The organism is Pyxidicoccus sp. M15 (assembly GCF_056858435.1).
Map to the genome: position 1 here is coordinate 8,683,134 of NZ_CM166495.1, position 21,553 is coordinate 8,704,686.

A 21,553-nucleotide genomic window follows, 5' to 3' on the forward strand; every position below is an offset into this window, starting at 1 on the left:
GGCACTTCCGTCCCCATCGGCCGTCCCATCGGCAACACCCAGGTGTACCTGCTGGACGCCTCCGGCCTGCCCGTGCCCTCCGGTGTCACCGGGGAGTTGTTCATCGGCGGAGACGGCCTCGCACGCGGCTACGTCGAGCAGCCCGCTCTCACCGCCGAGCGCTTCGTCCCCAACCCCTTCTCCTCCACTCCCGGCGCACGCCTCTACCGCACCGGAGACCTGGCCCGCTGGCGCCATGACGGCGTGCTGGAGTTCCTCGGTCGCGCCGACGCCCAGGTGAAGGTGCGTGGCTACCGCATCGAGTTGGCCGAAGTCGAAGCCGCTCTCCTCTCCCACCCCTCGGTGGCCGAAGCCGTCGCACTCGTGCGCGAGGACGTCCCCGGCGACAAGCGCCTCGTCGGTTACGTCGCGGCACCGGACTCCCTCGACATGGCCGCCCTGCGCACCGCCCTCAAGCAGCGGCTGCCCGAGTACATGGTGCCCTCCGCTCTGGTGCGCCTGGACTCCTTCCCTCTCACCTCCAACGCCAAGGTGGACAGAAAGGCCCTGCCTGCTCCGGAGTCGCTGACTTCCTCCTCGGCCGACTCCTTCGTCGCCCCCCGCACCCCCTCCGAGGAGCTGCTCGCCGGACTCTTCTCCCAGGTGCTTCGCGTGCCTCGCGTGGGCGTGCGCGACAACTTCTTCGAGCTGGGTGGCCACTCCCTGCTCGCCACCCAGCTCATCTCCCGCGTGCGCTCCACCTTCGGTGTGGAGTTGCCTCTGCGGGCCCTCTTCGAGGCCCCCACCACCGAGGGGCTTGCCGCACGCATTGGCTCCGCGTCCGCGAGCCAGTCACCCGCCATCGTCCCGGTGCCTCGCACCGGTGCGCTGCCTCTGTCCTTCGCCCAGCAGCGCCTTTGGTTCCTCGATCAGCTCGAGCCCCATAGCACCGCATACAACATCCACTCCGCGCTTCGCGTTTCCGGCGTGCTGGACTCCGAGGCCCTGCGCCAGAGCTTCGAGGCACTGGTGCATCGCCACGAGTCACTGCGCACCACCTTCCGTGAGGAGCCCTCGGGCCCCGTCCAGGTCATCGCTCCATCCGCTGCCCTGCCGCTGGACGTCGTCGACCTGAGCCACCTGCCCGACGACGTGCGCCAGGCCGAAGTGCGCCGGCTGTCGGCTGCCGAGTCCCTGCGCCCCTTCGACCTCACTGTCGGCCCCCTGCTTCGCGCCTCACTGCTGCGCCTCGACTCCGAGCACCACGTGCTGTTGGTGACGGTGCACCACATCGTCTCCGACGGCTGGTCCATGGGCGTGCTGGTGCGTGAGCTGGTCTCCTTCTACGAGGCCTTCTCCTCCGGCCGCGCTTCTTCCCTGCCTCCGCTCTCTCTTCAGTACGCGGACGTCGCCACGTGGCAGCGCTCGTGGCTGCAAGGCGAGGTGCTCCAGGGACAGATCGACTACTGGAAGCAGCAGCTCGCCGGCGCGCCAGCACTACTGGAGCTGCCCACCGACAGGCCTCGTCCCGCCGTCCAGTCCCAGCGCGGCGCCGCGCTGCCCGTCCTCCTGCCTCTCCCTGTGGCCGAGGCCCTGTCCGCGTTCTGTCAGCGCGAGGGCGTCACGCCCTTCATGGCCCTGCTCACCGCCTGGCAGGTGCTCCTGTCGCGCTACTCCGGCCAGGAGGACGTTTCCGTCGGCTCGCCCATCGCAGGCCGCACCCGGATGGAGACCGAGAGCCTCATCGGCTTCTTCGTCAACACCCTCGTGCTGCGCTCTCGCGTGGCCCCGCAAGCCACCTTCCGCGAGCTGCTCGCCCAGGTGCGTGCCACCACCCTGAGTGCCTACGAGCACCAGCACCTGCCCTTCGAGAAGCTCGTCGAGGAGCTGCAGCCCCAGCGCAGCCTCAGCTACTCGCCTCTCTTCCAGGTCACGCTCGTGCTGCAGAATGCACCGGCAGCGGCGCTGGCCCTGCCCGGCCTGTCCTTCCTTCCGCTGGAGCGCGAGGCCGAGGTCACCAAGTTCGACCTGGCGCTGTCGCTGACCCACACGCCTCGCGGCCTGTCGGGCACGCTCACCTACCGCACCGACCTTTTCGACGCGTCCACCGTCACCCGCATGGTGGAGCACCTGCGCACCCTGTTGGAGGCCGCACTCGCTTCGCCCGACACACTCGTGGGCGACTTGCCCCTGCTCGCTTCTTCCGAGCGCGCGTTGTTGCTCGAATCCTTCAACACTTCTGTTGAGCGCGTTCCCGCCCTGGCGCCTCTGCACACCCTCATTGCTGCACAGGCCGCCAGCCGTCCGACGCAGCCAGCGGTGGCCTGCGAGGACGAGGTCCTCACGTATGCGGAACTGAATGCCCGGGCCAACCAGCTCGCCTGGCACTTGCGCTCGCTGGGCGTGGGCCCCGAGACATGCGTGGCCCTGTGCCTGGAGCGCTCCGTCGACACCGTGGTGGCACTGCTCGCCATCTGGAAGGCCGGCGCCGCCTACGTCCCACTCGACCCCGCTCAGCCCGCCCTGCGCCTGCAAGCCCTGGTGGAGGAAGTCGCCGCGCCTGTTGTCGTGACGGTGTCCCGTTACGCCGCTTCCTTCGCCTCCGCCTGCGTGCGGATGGATGCGGACGCAGAGCGACTCGCCATCCAGCGCACGGATGCGCCGACGAGCGACGTGTCCATGGACAACGTCGCCTACGTCCTCTTCACCTCCGGCAGCACCGGCCGGCCCAAGGGCGTCGCCGTCTCCCACGGGCAGCTTGCCCACTACGTGCATTCAGCCACCCAGCGCCTGGGCCTCGCCGACTGCTCCAGCTTTGCCCTCGTCTCCACCTTCGTCGCAGACCTCGGCAACACCGTCCTCTTCCCCGCCCTTTGCACCGGCGGCCTGCTGCACGTCCTCTCCCATGAGCGCGCCAGCAACCCCGCCGGCCTCGCCGAGTACTTCCAGCGCCACGCCGTCGACTGCGTGAAGCTCGTCCCCTCTCACCTGGCGGCCCTGCTCACCGCGGCAGAGCCCCGCCACGTGCTGCCTCGCAAGAAGCTCGTGCTCGGCGGTGAGTCCTCCTCCTGGGCCCTCCTGGAGCAGGTGCGTGCGCTCGCTCCCGACTGCGAAGTCTTCAACCACTACGGCCCCACCGAGACGACGGTGGGGGTGCTCGCAGGCCGCGTCGAGTGGCCCTCCGCCGGCTCCGCACCGGCCACCGTGCCGCTGGGCCGCCCACTGGCCCATTCGCGCCTCTACGTCCTCGACGCGCACCTGCAGCCAGCCCCCGTCGGCGTGCCGGGCGAGTTGTTCATCGGCGGCCCCCAGGTGACTCGCGGCTACCTGCACCGCCCGGAGTTGACGGCGGAGCGCTACCTGCCCGACCTCTTCAGCCCCGCTCCCGGCGCGCGCATGTATCGCAGCGGCGACAAGGTGCGCTGGCTGGCTGACGGCCGTGTCGAATTCATCGGCCGCGCCGACTTCCAGGTGAAGGTGCGCGGCTTCCGCGTGGAGCCGGGCGAAATCTCCTCCGTCCTGCGCGAGCACCCCGCCGTGCGCGAGGCCCTCGTCGTCGCCCGCGAGGACTCCCCTGGCGACAAGCGCCTCGTCGCCTACGTCGTTTCCTCCGAGCCAGTCACCGCTGAGTCCCTGAGAGCCTTCCTCCAGGAGCGACTGCCGGCCTACATGGTGCCCTCCTCCTTCGTCGCACTGGAGGCCATGCCCCTGACTCCCAACGGCAAGGTGGACCGCAACGCCCTGCCCGTGCCGGACGTCACCTCCTCCGCTTCCGAGTACGTCGCCCCTCGCACCCCCACCGAGGAAATCCTCGCCTCCCTCTGGGCTGGCCTGCTGCGCGTGCCCCAGGTGAGCGTCCACGACGACTTCTTCGCACTCGGTGGCCATTCCCTCCTCGCCACCCAGGTGGTTTCTCGCGTCCGCTCCGCTCTCGGAGTCGAGCTCCCCCTGCGCGCACTCTTCGAAGCGCCGACGCTGGAGGCTCTGGCCAGGCGCGTGGACCAGACCACGAGCAACACCCTCCTGCCCGAGCTGCGCGCGACGCCCGTGGGCCCGCGGGTGCCGCTGTCCTTCGCCCAGCAGCGCCTGTGGTTCATCGACCAGCTCCAGCCCGGCGGAACGACCTACAGCGTGCCCCGCCTCCTGCGCCTGCAAGGCCCGCTGGACGCCGCCGCCCTGGAGCGCGCTTTCACCGAGCTGGTCCGCCGTCACGAGTCCCTGCGCACCACCTTCCACCAGGACGCCGGTGAGGCCTTCCAGCTCATTGCGCCTCACTCTCCCTTCCATCTCTCCGTGGTGGACCTGTCCTCCCACGAGGACCGGGAGGCCGAGGCCCACCGCCTCGCCGTGCAAGAGGCCCAACGCCCCTTCCATCTCGCCTCCGGCCCGCTGCTGCGCGCACTGCTGCTGCGCCTGGACTCGCGCGAGCATCTGCTGTTGCTGAACATGCATCACATCGTCTCGGACGGCTGGTCCGCCGGGGTGCTGGTGCGCGAGCTGGGCGCCCTCTACCGCGCCTTCGCCGCTGGCCTGCCCACCCCTCTGCCCGAGCTGCCCGTGCAGTACGCCCACTACGCTGTCTGGCAGCGCTCCTGGCTGCACGGGGACAGCCTCGACCAGCAGCTCTCCTGGTGGCGCCAGCACCTGGAAGGCGCGCCGCACGCGCTGGAGCTGTCCACCGACTTCCCTCGTCCGCCCGTGCAGTCCTTCGCTGGCGCCAGCTTCCACTTCCAGCTGCCCGTGCAGCTGAGCCAGTCGCTCCAGGCGCTCTCCCATCAGCACGGCGCCACGCTCTTCATGGCCCTGCTGGCCTCCACACATGCGCTGCTGGCCCGCTACTCCGGCCAGGAGGACGTCGTCGTCGGCTCCCCCATCGCCGGCCGCCGCTTCGCCCAGCTCGAAGGCCTCATCGGCTTCTTCGTCAACACCCTGGCGCTGCGCTCGCGCCTGCATGACGACCCCTCATTCACCCAGCTGCTGGCCCGCGTCCGCGAGGCCACCCTCGGCGCCTATGCCCACCAGGACGTGCCCTTCGAGAAGCTGGTGGAGGAGCTGCAGCCCCGGAGGGACCTGAGCCGCTCGCCGCTCTTCCAGGTCATGCTCGTCCTCCAGAATGCGCCTCGGCCAGACGCCCCGGCCCACCCGGAGGAACTGTCCGTGCGCCCCGTCGAGACGGAGAGCCTGGGCGGAGCCAAGTTCGACCTCACCTTCACCTTCACCCATTCGGCCCAGGGACTGGTGGGCTCGGTCAACTACAGCACCGCGCTCTTCCGTGAAGACACCGTGCGCCGCCTTGCCACGCACCTGCGCATGCTGCTGCAAGGGGTGGTGAGCCGGCCCGACGCACGCCTGTCCGAGCTGCCGCTCATGGACGACGCCGAGCGCCGGCAGGTGCTGCTCGACTGGAACGCCACGCGCTCCGACTATCCGCGCGACGCTTCCATCCACGAGCTGTTCCAGGCCCAGGCCCGACTCACTCCCGACGCGGTGGCCCTCGTCTCCGGCACGGAGCACCTCTCCTACCGCCAGCTCGACGAGCGCGCCAACCAGCTCGCCTGGCACCTGCGCTCGCTGGGCGTCGCTTCCGGCACTCCCGTCGCCGTGGGCCTGGAGCGCTCCTTCGAGCTCATCATCTGCCTGCTCGGCATCCTCAAGGCCGGCGGGGCCTACGTGCCCCTGGAGACGGCCTACCCCCGCGAGCGCCTCGCGCTGCTGCTGGAGGACTCGGGCGCCACTCTGCTGCTCACCGACTCCCGTCTCGCCAGTAGCCTGCCGCCCTTCTCTGGCCGCACCGTGCTGCTGGACGCGGAGTCCGCCCTCCTCTCCCTCCAGCCCACGCATGCGCCCGCGTCCCTGACGCAGGCCACCAGCCTGGCCTACGTGATGTTCACCTCCGGCTCCACCGGCAGGCCCAAGGGCGTGCTGGTGCCGCACCGGGGTGTGGTGCGCCTGGTGTGCGGCGCATCCTTCATCCACTTCGGCCCCGAGCACGTCTACCTCCAGATGGCGCCCGTCGCCTTCGACGCCTCCACACTGGAAATCTGGGGCGCGCTGCTTCGTGGCGCCCGCCTGGTGCTCGCACCGCCGTACGCGCTCTCGCTGGAGGAGATGGGTGCCCTGGTGCGCCAGCATGCGCCGTCCACGCTCTGGCTCACCACGGCCCTCTTCGAGCAGATGGCCCTGCACCAGGGTGAGGCCCTGGCGTCCGTGTCCCAGGTGCTGTCCGGTGGCGAAGTGATGCCCGCCCAGCGGCTGCGCGAGCACCTCGCGCGCATGACGCCGGACGCCGTGCTCATCAACGCCTACGGCCCCACCGAGAACACCACCTTCTCCACCACCCACACCCTGCGCTCGCACTCGGTGGTGGGCCACTCCGTTCCGATTGGGCGTCCCATCTCGCAGTCCACCACCTACGTGCTGGACGCCTCACTCAGGCCGGTGCCGGTGGGCGTACCCGGCGAGCTGTACGTGGGCGGAGACGGCCTGGCCTGGGGCTACCTGGGCCGGCCGGAGCTGACGGCGGAGCGCTTCATCCCCGACGGCTTCAGCGACACCCCGGGCTCGCGCCTGTACCGCACGGGCGACGTGGCGCGCTGGCAGGCGGACGGCACGCTCGAGTTCATGGGCCGCACCGACTTCCAGGTGAAGGTGCGTGGCTTCCGCATCGAGCCCGGTGAGGTGGAGGCCGTGCTGCGGCTCCAGCCCGGGGTGCGCGAAGCGCTCGTGCTCGCGCGTGAGGACAGCCCCGGCGACAAGCGCCTGGTGGCCTACGTCGTGGGAGTGGACGTGTCCGGGGACGTGCTGCGCGGGGCCCTCGCGGCCCGCCTGCCGGACTACATGGTGCCCTCGGCGTTCGTCCTGCTGGAGTCCTTCCCGCTGACAGCCAACGGCAAGGTGGACCGCAAGGCCCTGCCCGTCCCGGACGCCGTGTCCTCCGCCTCTGAGTACGTCGCCCCACGCACGCCTACCGAGGAGCATCTCGCCACCCTCTGGGCAGAGGTGCTGCGCCTGCCTCGCGTGGGAGCCCACGACAACTTCTTCGAGTCGGGCGGCCACTCGCTGCTGGCCACGCAGCTCGTCTCCCGCATCCGCGCCAGCTTCGGCGTAGAGCTGCCCCTGCGCGCCGTCTTCGAAGCCTCTACGCTGGAGGCGCTCGCGCGCCGGATTGAAGCCGCCGCGCCCCAGGACTCCGCGCCCCCCCTGGAGCCGATGCCTCGCACGGCACCGCCCCCACTCTCCTTCGCGCAGCAGCGCCTGTGGCTGTTGGATCAGCTCGCACCCGGTAGCTCGGCCTACAACATCCCCTCCGCGCTGCGCGTGTCCGGCCGGCTGGACATCCAGGCCCTGCGCCAGAGCTTCGAAGCACTGGTGCATCGCCACGAGTCGCTGCGCACCACCTTCCGCGAAGAGCCCTCCGGCCCCGTCCAGGTCATCTCCGCGCCCGCATCGCTGCCGCTGGACGTCATCGAGCTGGGTCACCTGTCCGAAGACGCGCGCCAGGCCGAAGTGCGCCGGCTGTCGGCCGCCGAGTCCCTGCGTCCCTTCGACCTCGCTGCCGGTCCCCTGCTTCGCGCCTCGCTGCTGCGCCTCGACTCCGAGCACCACGTGTTGTTGGTGACGATGCACCACATCGTCTCCGACGGCTGGTCCATGGGCGTACTGGTGCGCGAGCTGGTCTCCCTCTACGAGGCCTTCTCCTCCGGCCGCATGCCTCAACTGGCCCCCCTGGCTGTCCAGTACGCGGACTTCGCTACGTGGCAGCGCTCATGGCTGCAAGGCGAGGTGCTCCAGGGACAAATCGACTACTGGAAGCAGCAGCTCTCCGGCGCGCCCGCACTGCTGGAGCTGCCCACCGACAGGCCTCGCCCCGCCGTCCAGTCCCAGCGCGGCGCCGCGCTGCCCGTCCTCCTGCCTCTCCCGGTGACGGAGGCCCTGTCCGCGTTCTGCCAGCGCGAGGGCGTCACGCCCTTCATGGCCCTGCTCACTGTCTGGCAGGTGCTCCTGTCTCGCTACTCCGGCCAGGACGACATCTCCGTCGGCTCGCCCATCGCCGGCCGCACCCGCGCGGAGACCGAGGGCCTCATCGGCTTCTTCGTCAACACCCTGGTGCTCCGCTCTCGCGTGGCTCCTCAGTCCACCTTCCGCGAGCTGCTTGCCCAGGTGCGCGCCACCACCCTGAGCGCCTACGAGCACCAGCACCTGCCCTTCGAGAAGCTCGTCGAGGAGCTGCAGCCCCAGCGCAGCCTCAGCCACTCGCCCCTCTTCCAGGTCATGCTCGTGCTGCAGAACGCACCGGCCGCGGCGCTGGCCCTACCCGGCCTGTCCTTCCTGCCACTGGGGCGTGAGGCCGAGGCCACCAAGTTCGACCTGACGCTCACGCTGACCCACACGCCTCGCGGCCTGTCGGGAGTGCTCCACTACCGCACCGACCTGTTCGACGCCTCCACCGTCACCCGCATGGTGGAGCACCTGCGCACCCTGCTCGAGGCCGCACTCGCTTCGCCCGACACACTCGTGGGCGACTTGCCCCTGCTCGCTTCTTCCGAGCGCGCGTTGTTGCTCGAGTCCTTCAACACTTCTGTTGAGCGTGTTCCCGCCCTGGCGCCCCTGCACACCCTCATTGCTGCACAGGCCGCCAGCCGTCCGACGCAGCCAGCGGTGGCCTGCGAGGACGAGGTCCTCACGTATGCGGAACTGAATGCCCGGGCCAACCAGCTCGCCTGGCACTTGCGCTCGCTGGGCGTGGGCCCCGAGACATGCGTGGCCCTGTGCCTGGAGCGCTCCGTCGACACCGTGGTGGCACTGCTCGCCATCTGGAAGGCCGGCGCCGCCTACGTCCCACTCGACCCCGCTCAGCCCGCCCTGCGCCTGCAAGCCCTGGTGGAGGAAGTCGCCGCGCCTGTTGTCGTGACGGTGTCCCGTTACGCCGCTTCCTTCGCCTCCGCCTGCGTGCGGATGGATGCGGACGCAGAGCGACTCGCCATCCAGCGCACGGATGCGCCGACGAGCGACGTGTCCATGGACAACGTCGCCTACGTCCTCTTCACCTCCGGCAGCACCGGCCGGCCCAAGGGCGTCGCCGTCTCCCACGGGCAGCTTGCCCACTACGTGCATTCAGCCACCCAGCGCCTGGGCCTCGCCGACTGCTCCAGCTTTGCCCTCGTCTCCACCTTCGTCGCAGACCTCGGCAACACCGTCCTCTTCCCCGCCCTTTGCACCGGCGGCCTGCTGCACGTCCTCTCCCATGAGCGCGCCAGCAACCCCGCCGGCCTCGCCGAGTACTTCCAGCGCCACGCCGTCGACTGCGTGAAGCTCGTCCCCTCTCACCTGGCGGCCCTGCTCACCGCGGCAGAGCCCCGCCACGTGCTGCCTCGCAAGAAGCTCGTGCTCGGCGGTGAGTCCTCCTCCTGGGCCCTCCTGGAGCAGGTGCGTGCGCTCGCTCCCGACTGCGAAGTCTTCAACCACTACGGCCCCACCGAGACGACGGTGGGGGTGCTCGCAGGCCGCGTCGAGTGGCCCTCCGCCGGCTCCGCACCGGCCACCGTGCCGCTGGGCCGCCCACTGGCCCATTCGCGCCTCTACGTCCTCGACGCGCACCTGCAGCCAGCCCCCGTCGGCGTGCCGGGCGAGTTGTTCATCGGCGGCCCCCAGGTGACTCGCGGCTACCTGCACCGCCCGGAGTTGACGGCGGAGCGCTACCTGCCCGACCTCTTCAGCCCCGCTCCCGGCGCGCGCATGTATCGCAGCGGCGACAAGGTGCGCTGGCTGGCTGACGGCCGTGTCGAATTCATCGGCCGCGCCGACTTCCAGGTGAAGGTGCGCGGCTTCCGCGTGGAGCCGGGCGAAATCTCCTCCGTCCTGCGCGAGCACCCCGCCGTGCGCGAGGCCCTCGTCGTCGCCCGCGAGGACTCCCCTGGCGACAAGCGCCTCGTCGCCTACGTCGTTTCCTCCGAGCCAGTCACCGCTGAGTCCCTGAGAGCCTTCCTCCAGGAGCGACTGCCGGCCTACATGGTGCCCTCCTCCTTCGTCGCACTGGAGGCCATGCCCCTGACTCCCAACGGCAAGGTGGACCGCAACGCCCTGCCCGTGCCGGACGTCACCTCCTCCGCTTCCGAGTACGTCGCCCCTCGCACCCCCACCGAGGAAATCCTCGCCTCCCTCTGGGCTGGCCTGCTGCGCGTGCCCCAGGTGAGCGTCCACGACGACTTCTTCGCACTCGGTGGCCACTCCCTGCTCGCCACCCAGGTGGTGTCTCGCGTCCGCTCCGCCCTCGGAGTCGAGCTCCCCCTCCGCGCACTCTTCGAGGCGCCCACCGTCGCCTCCCTCGCAGCCCGCATCGACTCGTCCCGCGATGCCGCCACCGGCCTCGAAGCCCCCGCCATCCTTCCCGTGCCTCGCTCCGGCCCGCTGCCGCTCTCCTTCGCCCAGCAGCGCCTGTGGTTCCTCGACCAGCTCCAGCCCGGCGGCTCCTCCTACAGCATGCCCCGCTTCGTGCGCATGGACGGCCCCCTCGACGTGGCCGCCCTGCGCCGCGCCTTCGAGGAGTTGGTTCGCCGCCACGAGGCCCTGCGCACCACCTTCATCCAGCACGAGGGCCAGCCCCTCCAGCTCATCGCCCCCCACGCCGAGCTGCCACTGCACGTCGTGGACCTCAGTGGCCTGGAGCCCCAGGCCGCTCGCGCGGAGCTGGAGCGGCAGCTGCGCGAAGACACACTCCAGCCCTTCCACCTCGCCACTGGCCCCCTGGTTCGCGCAGGCCTGTGGCAGCTGGGCCCCGCCGAGCACGTGCTCTCCCTCAACATGCACCACATCGTCTCCGACGGTTGGTCCATGGGCGTCCTCGTTCGCGAAGTCGCCGCCCTCTACGACGCCTTCGCTCACGACAGGCCTTCTCCGCTCGCCCCTCTGGCGCTCCAGTACGCCGACTACGCCGTCTGGCAGCGCCAGTGGCTCCAGGGCGACGTGCTCCAAGCCCAGCTCGCCTTCTGGCGTCAGCAGCTCTCTGGAAACACTCCCCTGGCGTTGCCCACCGACAAGCCTCGCCCCCCCGTGCAGACCTTCCACGGCGCCCATGTGCCCGTCCGCCTCTCCCCCCAGCTCTCCGCGGAGGTGAAAGCGTTGTGCCAGCAGGAAGGCCTGACACCCTTCATGGTGTTGCTGGCCTCCTTCCAGGTGCTGCTGTCGCGCTACTCCGGCCAGGAGGACGTCTCCGTCGGCACGCCCATCGCCGGCCGCCAGCGCAGTGAGCTCGAAGGCCTCATCGGCTTCTTCGTCAACACGCTGGTCATGCAGTCCCGGGTGCAGGGCCGCGACTCCTTCCTCCACCTGCTGCGTCAGGTGAAGGAGACGGCCCTGGGCGCGTACACGCACCAGAACGTGCCCTTCGAGCGGCTGGTGGAGGAGCTCCAGTCCGACCGGGACATGAGCCGCAGCCCGCTCTTCCAGGTCATCTTCGCCCTGCAGAACACCCCCAACACCCCGTTGCAGCGGCAGGAGCTGACGCTGCGCCCGATGGAGGTGAACAACCCCACCATCAAGTTCGAGCTGGAGCTCAGCCTCTCGGAGTCACCCGACGGCTTCCGCGGTGCGCTGGGCTACAACACGGACCTGTTCGAGGCCGGCACCGCCACGCGCATGGCGCAGCACCTCCTCACGTTGGTGCAGGCGCTCGTGGCCCGGCCCGCGGCGTCCCTGGACTCCGCGTCCCTGCTGTCCGAAGCAGAGCGCCACGAGGTGCTGGTCCGCTGGAACGAGACCCGCGCCCCCTTCCCCCACGACACCTGCGCCCATCAGCTCTTCGAGGACCAGGCCGCGCGCACTCCGCACGCCGCGGCCCTGCGCTTCGAGGGGCAGGAGCTCACCTACGCCCAGCTCGACGCCCGCGCCAATCAGCTCGCACACCACCTGCGCTCGCTGGGCGTGCACGCCGAAGTGCCCGTGGCCCTGTGCGTGGAGCGCTCGCTGGAAACGGTCGTCGCGCTCCTCGCCATCCTCAAGGCGGGCGGCGCCTACGTGCCGTTGGACTCCAGCTATCCCGTGGAGCGCCTGACGTACACCCTGCGCGACTGCGCCGCCCCGCTGCTCATCACCACCGCGCCCCTCGCCGCCAGGCTCCCACTCGGCGCCGAGCAGCTCGTCCTGCTGGACGCCGAAGCCGACCTCATCGCCTCGCGGCCCGCTTCCGCGCCCCTCTGCACGACGGACGCCCGGAGCCTCGCGTACATCATCTACACCTCGGGCAGCACCGGCCGTCCCAAGGGGACGCTGTTGCAGCATCGCGGCCTGTGCAACACCGCGCTCACCGCCGGCCGCGTCCATGGCTACCAGCCCGGCAGCCGCGTCCTCCAGTACGCCTCCTTCGGCTTCGACGCCTCGGTGGCCGAAATCTTCGGCACCCTGCTCGCCGGTGCCACCCTGGTGCTGGCGCCTCGCGAGCGGCTGATGCCCGGTGCCCCGCTGCGCACCCTGCTGCGCGAGGAGGCCGTCACCGCCGTCACGCTGACGCCCTCCGTGCTCGCGCAGATGGAGCCCGAGGACTTCCCCGCCCTGCAGACTCTCGTCTCCGCGGGTGAGGCCTGCACCCCCGAGCTGGTGGAGCGCTGGGGCGGCCGCGTGCGGCTGCTCAATGCGTACGGCCCCACGGAGGCCACCGTGTGCGCCACCATCTCCGAGCCCCTCGTGCCCGGCGAGCGCCTCACCATTGGCCGCCCCTGGACCAATGTGAGCGTGTACGTGCTGGACGCCGCGCAGCGCCCCGTCCCCGTGGGCGTGCCCGGTGAGCTGTGCGTGGGAGGCGTGGGCGTGGCCCGCGGCTACCTCGGCCAGCCGGGCCTCACCGCCGAGCGCTTCGTTCCCGACGCCTTCAGCGCCGAAGCGGGTGCTCGCCTGTACCGCACCGGAGACCGGGCGCGGTGGCTTGCCGACGGCACGCTGGAGTACCTGGGCCGCCTCGACTCGCAGGTGAAGCTGCGCGGCTTCCGCATCGAGCTGGGCGAAATCGAAGCCGCCCTGCTCACCCGTGTCGAAGTGCGCGAAGCCGTCGCCCTGGTGCGCGAGGACGCCCCCGGCGTCAGGCGGCTGGTTGCCTACGTGGTCGCCCGGGAGGGCGGCACGCTGGACACCCCCGCGCTGCGCGCCACCCTCCAGCAGCAACTGCCCGAGTACATGGTGCCCTCGGCCATCGCCGTGCTGCCGGCCCTGCCGCTGACGTCCCATGGCAAGGTGGACCGCAAGGCCCTGCCCGCGCCGGACGAAGCGCTGTCGACCCGGGAGTACGTGGCGCCTCGCAGCCCCGTCGAGGCGCAGCTGGCCACCCTCTGGGTGGAGCTGCTGCACGTCAGTCGAATCAGCGTGTACGACAGCTTCTTCGAGCTGGGCGGTCACTCGCTGCTGGCCACCCAGCTCATCTCCCGCGTGCGCACTACCCTGGGCGTGGAGCTACCGCTGCGCGCCCTCTTCGAGGCGCCCACCCTCCAAGGCTTCGCCGCGCGCATCGACGCCGCTCGCGAGTCCGGTCTCGGGAGCCGGGCGCCCGCCATCGTCCCCGTGTCCCGCGTGGAGGCCCTCCCGCTGTCCTTCGCCCAGCAGCGGCTGTGGTTCCTCGACCAGCTCGAGCCCGGCAGCCCTGCCTTCAACATCCCCTCCGCCCTGCGCCTGACTGGCGTGCTGGACGCGGAGGCCCTGCGTCGCGCCCTCGAAGCGCTGGTGCACCGGCACGAAGCCCTGCGCACCACCTTCCGCGACGAGCCCGCCGGCTCCGTCCAGGTCATCTCCCCGCCCGCGCCCCTGCGCATGGACGCCATCGACCTGCGCGCGTTGCCCCCCGAGCAGCGCCAGGCCGAGGCGCAGCGGCTGTCCGAGGAAGAGGCCCTGCGCCCCTTCAACCTGGGCACGGGGCCGCTGCTGCGCGCCTCCCTGCTGGTGCTCGACGCGCAGGAGCACGTGCTGCTCCTCAACGTCCACCACATCGTCTCCGATGGCTGGTCCATGGGCGTGCTGTTGCGTGAGGTGGCGCAGCTCTATGCCGCCTTCGCCTCCGGCCGGCCGTCGCCGCTGGCACCGCTGCCGCTCCAGTACGCGGACTTCGCCGCCTGGCAGCGCCAGTGGCTCCAGGGTGACGAGCTGGAAACGCAGCTCGACTGGTGGAGGCGGCGGCTGGAAGGCGCGCCGCAGGAGCTGGAGCTGCCCACGGACAGGCCGCGCACGCAGCGCTCCATGCCCCGGGCGGCCCATGTCCCCGTGGTGCTCTCACGCGAGCTCTCCGAGGCCGTGGACGCCATCTGCCTCCGCGAGGGCCTCACGCCCTTCATGTTCCTGCTGGCCTCGTTCCAGCTGCTGCTGTCGCGCTACGCCGGCCAGGACGACATCAGCGTCGGCTCGCCGGTGGCCGGCAGAGACCGGGCCGAGCTGGAGGGCCTGGTCGGCTTCTTCCTCAACACCCTGGTCCTGCGCACGCGTCTGGACGGAGACCCCACCGTGCGCGAGCTGCTGGTCCGCGTGCGGGACATGGCCCTGGGCGCCTTCGCCCACCAGCTCATCCCCTTCGAGCAGCTCCAGCCGATGCGCGGCCTGCGCCAGGCGCCGCTGTTCCAGGTGATGTTCATGCTGCAGAACCTGCCCTCGACGGAGCTGTCCGTGCCGGGGCTGACGTTCCGCTCGCTGACCACGCAGAGCCGCGTCGCCAAGTTCGACCTGACGCTGGTCCTGTCGCGCAGCGAGGCCGGCTTCCACGGTGGATTGGAGTACGCCGCCGACCTGTTCGACGCGTCCACCGCGGAGCGCATGGCCCGGCACCTGCGCGTGCTGGTGGAAGCCCTGGTCACAGCGCCCGAGCGCCGGCTGTCGAGCCTCACGCTGCTGGCGGGAGAGGAGCGCCGCCAGCTGCTGGTGGACTGGAACGCCACCCGCGCCGACTTCCCCGAGGCATGCGTCCACTCGCTCTTCGAAGCCCAGGTCCGCCGTGCGCCGGACGCGCTGGCGGCCTCCTTCGAGGGCGACAGCCTCACCTACGCGCGACTCGAGGCGAAGGCCAACCAGCTCGCCCACGCCCTGCGTCGCCGCGGCGTGGGGCCGGAGGTGCGGGTGGCCCTGAGCGTCGAGCGCTCGCTGGAGGTCGTCGTCGGCCTGCTGGGCATCCTCAAGGCCGGCGGTGCCTGGGTGCCGTTGGATCCGCTGCTGCCGCGTGAGCGCCTCGCCTTCATGCTGGAGGACAGCGGCGCGGCGGTGCTGGTGACACAGGCCGCGCTGCTGGAGCGCTACCCCGACGCGCACCGTGTCCGCGCGCTCTGCCTCGACACCGAGAGGGAAGCGCTGTCACGCGAGAGCACCGAAGCGCCCGTGACGGGCGTGGCCGCGCATCACCTGGCCTACCTGCTCTACACGTCGGGCAGCACCGGCCTGCCCAAGGGCACCGCCGTCGAGCACCGGAGCGTCGCCAACCTGGTGACACACGAAGCGGGGGCCTACGGCATCGGCCCGGGTAGCCGCGTGTTGCAGTTCGCCAACCTGAGCTTCGACCTGTCGGTGGAAGAGGTCTTCACCACGTTGACTTCCGGAGCCACGCTGGTGCTGGCGCCGCTGGAGAAGCTCATGCCGGGAGCGCCCCTGCACGCGCTGCTGCACGCGCAGGCGCTCACCGTCATCAGCCTCACGCCGGCCGCCCTGGCGGCCACTCCGGCGGATGGACTGCCCGCGCTGCGGACCGTCATCTCCGGTGGCGAAGCCCTGCCCGCCGAGGTGGTGGCGCGCTGGGCTCCGGGCCGCAGGCTCCTCAATACGTACGGCCCCACGGAAGCCACGGTCATCGCCACGCTCACCGAGTGCGTCGCCGATGGGCGCGTGCCCTCCATCGGCCGGCCGCTGGCCAACGTGCGCGCGTACGTGCTGGACACGCGTGGCGAGCCGGTGCCCGTGGGCGTGAAGGGCGAGCTGTACCTCGGAGGCGTGGGCGTGGCGCGGGGCTACCCCGGGCGAGCGGCCCTCACCGCCGAGCGCTTCGTGCCGGACGCGCTCTCCGGCGAAGCGGGCGCGCGCCTGTACCGCACCGGCGACGTGGTGCGCTGGCGCGGGGACGGCACGCTCGACTTCGTGGGCCGCGTGGACGCACAGGTGAAGGTGCGCGGCTTCCGAATCGAGCTGGGCGAAGTGGAAGCCGCGCTGGCCAGGCTGCCCGCCGTGAGCGAAGCCGTGGTGGTGGCCCGCGAGGACGGGCCCGGCGGCAAGCGGCTGGTGGGCTACGTGGTGGCGCGCGAAGGCGCGGAGACGGACGGAGCCACACTCCGGGCCGCCCTCAAGGAAGCCCTGCCCGAGTACATGGTGCCCGCGGCCGTGGTGGTGCTGCCCGCCCTGCCCCTCACCCCCAACGGCAAGGTGGACCGCAAGGCCCTGCCCGCGCCGGACCTCGCGAGTGACGCGGGGAGCTACGTCGCGCCCCGCACCCCCACGGAGGAGCGCGTCGCGGAGTTGTGGAGACAGCTCCTCAACGTCGAGCGCGTGGGCGCCACCGACAACTTCTTCGACCTGGGCGGCCACTCGCTGCTGGCCACCCAGGCCATCAGCCGCATCCGCGCCGCCTTCGGCGTGGAGCTGCCCCTGCGTGACTTGTTCGAGTCTCCCACCGTGGAAGGCGTGGCGCGCCTGATTGACGCCGCGCTCGAAGGCAGGGGGGCACCGGCCGTCCGCAAGCAGCGGGATACCCTGGCGCCGTCGCTGCCGGTCATCCCCCTGGAAGACGTGGCCGCGCGCGAGGAGGCGCGACCCCGCCCCGTGGAGCCGCATGGCGAGTCCGCCCAGGCCCGTCCGCTCTCCGACGCCGAGCGCCAGCAGGTGCTGGTGGACTGGAATGCCACCGCGGCCGACTACCCGCGTGACGCCACCCTGCCCGAGGTCTTCTCCCGCGTGGTGGCCCGCTTCCCGAACAAGGTCGCCATCGAGTTCGGTGAAGAGGCCCTCACCTACCGGCAGCTGGATGAGCGTGCGAATCAGCTCGCGTGGCACCTGCGCGGCCTGGGCGTGTCCACCGACTCGCGCGTGGCCGTGGCGCTGGAACGCTCCCTGGAGCTCATCGTCTCATTGGTGGCCATCATCAAGGCCGGCGGCGCCTACGTGCCGTTGGACCCGAGCTACCCCCGTGAGCGCCTCGCCGCGATGCTGGAGGACTCGCGCCCACTCGCGCTCGTCACCACCGGCGCGCTGCTGCCGAAGCTTCCCGCCGGGGGAATCTCCACGGTGGTGCTGGAGGCACTGTCCCTGGAGGGCCTGCCCACGCATGCGCCGCCTCCTTCGGCCCTGCCCCACAGCCTCGCCTACATCGACTTCACCTCCGGCTCCACCGGCCGCCCCAAGGGCGTGGGCATTCCGCAGACCGCCGTGCTGCGCACCCTCTTCGGCATCGACTACGCGCACCTGGGTCCGGACGAGACGTTCCTGCTCATCGCCCCCATCTCCTTCGACCCCTCCACCTTCGAAGTCTGGGGCCCGCTGCTGCATGGCGCGCGGCTGGTCATCTTCCCGCCCCACGCCCCGTCCGACGTCCAGGAGCTGGGAGCGTTGATTGCCGAGCGCGGCGTCACCACCCTGCTCATCACCGCCGGCCTCTTCTCGCAGCTGGTGGAGCACAACCTGCCCAGCATGCGGAAGCTGAAGCAGGTGCTCTCCGGCGGTGACGTGGTGAGCGCGCCGCACGTGCGCCGTGTGCTGGAGGAGCTGCGCATCCCCTTCACCGACTGCTACGGCCCCACCGAGGTCACCTTCGTCACCTCCTGCCACCGCATCACCGACGCCTCCACGCTGGGCGCCTCCGTCCCCATTGGCCGGCCCATCGGCAATACGCAGGTGTACGTGCTGGACGCCGCAGGCCAGCCGGTGCCCCCGGGCGTCGTCGGCGAGCTGTTCGCCGGCGGAGACGGCCTGGCGCGCGGCTACGTGGAGCAGCCCGCCCTCACCGCCGAGCGCTTCGTCCCCAACCCCTTCTCCTCCGTCCCCGGCGCCCGCCTCTACCGCACCGGCGACCTGGCTCGCTGGCGCGCGGACGGCATCCTCGAGTTCCTCGGCCGGGCCGACGCCCAGGTAAAGGTGCGCGGCTACCGCATCGAGCTGGCCGAAGTCCAAGCCGCCCTGCTCGCCTTCCCCGGGGTGCGCGAGGCCATCGTCGTGGCCCGCGAGGACCGTCCCGGCGACAAGCGCCTCGTCGGCTACGTCGTCGCGTCCGAGTCCCTGGACATGGCGGCCCTGCGCGCGGACCTCAAGCAGCGGCTGCCCGAGTACATGGTGCCCTCCGCCCTGGGGCGGCTGGACGCCCTGCCCCTCACCGAGACCGGCAAGCTGGACAGGAAGGCCCTCCCGGCCCCCTCGACCTTCCAGTCCCAGGGCACCTCCCGCCCGCCCCGCACCGATTGCGAGCGCGAGCTGGCGGCGCTCTGGGCCCGCGTCCTCCATGTAGACGCGCCCGGTGCGGAGGACGACTTCTTCGAGCTGGGCGGCAACTCGCTGAGCGCCACGCAGGTCATCTCCCGCGTCCGCAAGCACTTCCGTGTGGAGCTGTCCTTCGCGGACTTCTTCTCGCGGCCCACCATCGAAGCCCTGGCCCGGCGCATCGAGGAGCTGTCCGTGGACCGGCCCGCGCCGCTCCAGCCCCTGCTCCGGCCCCGGACGGGAAGCGGCCACCCGCCCCTGTCCTTCGCGCAGCAGCGCTTGTGGTTCTTCTCGAAGCTGGAGCCCGATGGCGCCACGTACAACCTGCCCTTCGCCGTGCGCCTGGAGGGCCCGCTCGACGTGCCCGCGCTCGCGAGGACGCTGCGGGACGTGCTCCAGCGCCATGAGTCCCTGCGCACCACGCTGCAGGAACATGAGCACCAGCCCGTCCAGGTCGTAGCGGACCGGCCCGCGCTCCCCGCGGGTTGGGTGGACCTGGAAGCCCTCCCCGAGGCCGAGCGCGACGCCTCGCTCCAGCGCCTCGTCGAGCACGAGTCCCAGCAGTCGTTCAACCTGGAGACGGGCCCGCTGTGGCGCGTCCTCCTGGTGCGCCGCTCGGAGCAGCAGCACGTGCTGCTGCTCACCCTCCACCACGTCATCGCGGACGGCTGGTCCCTGGGCGTCCTCACCCACGAGCTGAGCACGCTGTACACAGCGCACGTCGAGGGCCGCCCCGCGAACCTCGAGCCACTGCCGGTGCAGTACCCGGACTTCGCCCTCTGGCAGCGCGCATGGCTCCGCGACGAGGTGCTGGAAGGCGAGCTCGGCTGGTGGCGCCAGCAACTCCAGGGAGCGCCCAAGGCCCTGGAGCTGCCCACCGACAGGCCGCGTCCGGCCACGCAGACCTTCCGCGGCGCCGCGCACGTCTTCCACTTCCCGCGCGAGCTGTCGGATGCCCTCGAAGCGCTCTGCCGCCAGGAGGGCACCACGCCCTCCATGGTGGTGCTCGCCGCGTTCCAGGCGCTGCTGGCCCGCTACTCCGGCCAGGACGACGTCAGTGTCGGCACGCCCATCGCCGGCCGCACGCACGCGGAGCTGGAGGGGCTCATCGGCTTCTTCGTCAATACGCTGGTGCTGCGCACGAAGCTGGACGGAGACCCCAGCTTCCGCGCGCTGCTCGCCCGGGTGCGTGGCGTGATGCTCGGGGCCTACGCGCACCAGGACGTCCCCTTCGAGAAGCTGGTGGAGACGCTGCGGCCCGAGCGCGCCCCCGGCCGCCCCCCGCTCTTCCAGGTGATGCTCGCGTACCAGAACGCGCCCATGCCCGAGCTGATGGGCCCGGGGCTGAAGATGGGCGGCATGAAGGTCGAGAGCCGCTCGGCGAAGTTCGACCTCATCCTGGCCATCGCCGACCGCGGACAGGGCCTGAGGGGACAGCTCGAGTACAGCACCGACCTGTTCGACGCCTCGACGGCGGCGCGGATGGTGCGGCACCTGCGTGTGCTGCTGGAGTCGGCGCTCGCGAACCCGGACCGCCCGCTCTCCCGCGTGTCCTTCCTCACCGAAGAGGAGCGGCACCTGTTGTTCCACGCGTGGCGAGAGCCGTCCGCCGCCTCGGTGGGAGACGCCAGCCTGCACCGCCTCTTCCAGGCCCAGGCCCGGCTCACGCCGGACGCGGTGGGCGCGGAGCTGGACGGCCAGACGCTCACCTGGAGTGAGCTGTATCAGCGAGCCCGCCAGGTGCATCGCTCGCTGCTCGTGCGTGGGCTGGTGGAGCTGCCCGAGCCGCCGCCGCTGGTGCCGGTGCCGCGCACGGACGCGCTGCCGCTGTCCTTCGCGCAGCAACGGCTGTGGTTCCTCGACCAGCTCGAGCCCGGCAGCCCCACCTACAACATTCCCACCGCCGTGCGGCTGGAGGGAGCGCTGGATGTCGAAGCCCTCCAGCGCGGGCTCAACGAGCTGGTGCGCCGCCATGAGGCCCTGCGCACCACCTTCCACGACCAGCAGGGCGAGCCCATCCAGCGCATCGCGCCCCACGCCGAGCTGCCGTTGGACAGGGTGGATCTGAGCGGCCTGGGCGAAGCCGCGCCCGAGGAAGCCCGGCGCCTGTTGGCCCGGGAGAGCCTCCGCGGCTTCAACATGGCCACCGGACCGCTGCTGCGTGCGGTGCTGCTGAAGCTCGCCCCGGCCGAGCACGTGCTGATGCTCAACATGCACCACGTCATCTCGGACGGCTGGTCCCTGAACGTGCTGGTGCGCGAAGTGGCCATCCTCTACGCGGCCTTCAGCCAGGGGCAGCCTTCGCCCCTGCCCGAGCTGTCCGTGCAGTACGCGGACTACGCCGTCTGGCAGCGCCAGTGGCTCCGGGATGAGGTGCTCGAAGCGCAGCTCGCCTGGTGGCGCCGTCGCCTCGTGGGCAACGCCCCGCTGCAGCTGCCCATCGACAAGCCACGCCCGCCGGTGCAGACCTTCCGCGGCGCCTTCGTCCCCGTCCACCTGCCGCAGCCCGTGGCCCAGGCGCTCAAGGCCCTGTGCCAGCGTGAAGCCGTCACGCCCTTCATGCTGCTGCTGGCCTCGTGGCAGGCCCTGCTGGCCCGCTACTGCAACCAGCAGGACATCTCCATCGGCTCACCCATCGCCGGCCGCCAGCGCGGGGAGACGGAGGGCCTCATCGGCTTCTTCGTCAACACCCTGGTGCTGCGCTCCCACGTGGACGGCGCGGAGTCCTTCCGCCAGTTGCTCCAGCAGGTGAAGGAGACGGCCCTGGGGGCCTACTCCCACCAAGACGTCCCCTTCGAGCGGTTGGTGGAGGAGCTGCGGCCCGAGCGCGACATGAGCCGCAGCCCGCTCTTCCAGGTCCTCTTCGTCCTGCAGAACGCCGCGGCCACCGGTCCCGCCCAGCAGCAGTCGTCCAGCATGGCGATGCGCCCGGTGGAGGTGGAGTTCCGCGCCACCAAGTTCGAGCTGGAGCTGGGCCTGACGGAGGCGGCCCAGGGCTTCACGGGCATGCTGGGCTACAACACCGACCTCTTCGAGCCCGCCACGGCCCGCCGCATCGCGGAGCACTTCCGCGTGCTCACCGAGGCGCTGGTGGCTCGGCCCGAGGCGCCCCTTGCTTCCGTGTCCTTGCTGTCCGTGGAGGAGCGCCAGCAGGTGCTGGTGG

1 protein-coding gene (running past both ends of the window) is annotated in these 21,553 nt (G+C 71.2%); it reads left to right on the plus strand.

All 21,553 nt of this window come from inside a single coding sequence — locus ACX9TP_RS32070, non-ribosomal peptide synthase/polyketide synthase, on the plus strand. Of the gene's 48,750 coding nucleotides, 18,243 precede the window and 8,954 follow it; the stretch shown corresponds to coding positions 18,244-39,796, spanning codon 6,082 (complete) through codon 13,266 (partial); the first complete codon in view begins at window position 1. Both the start codon and the stop codon lie outside the window.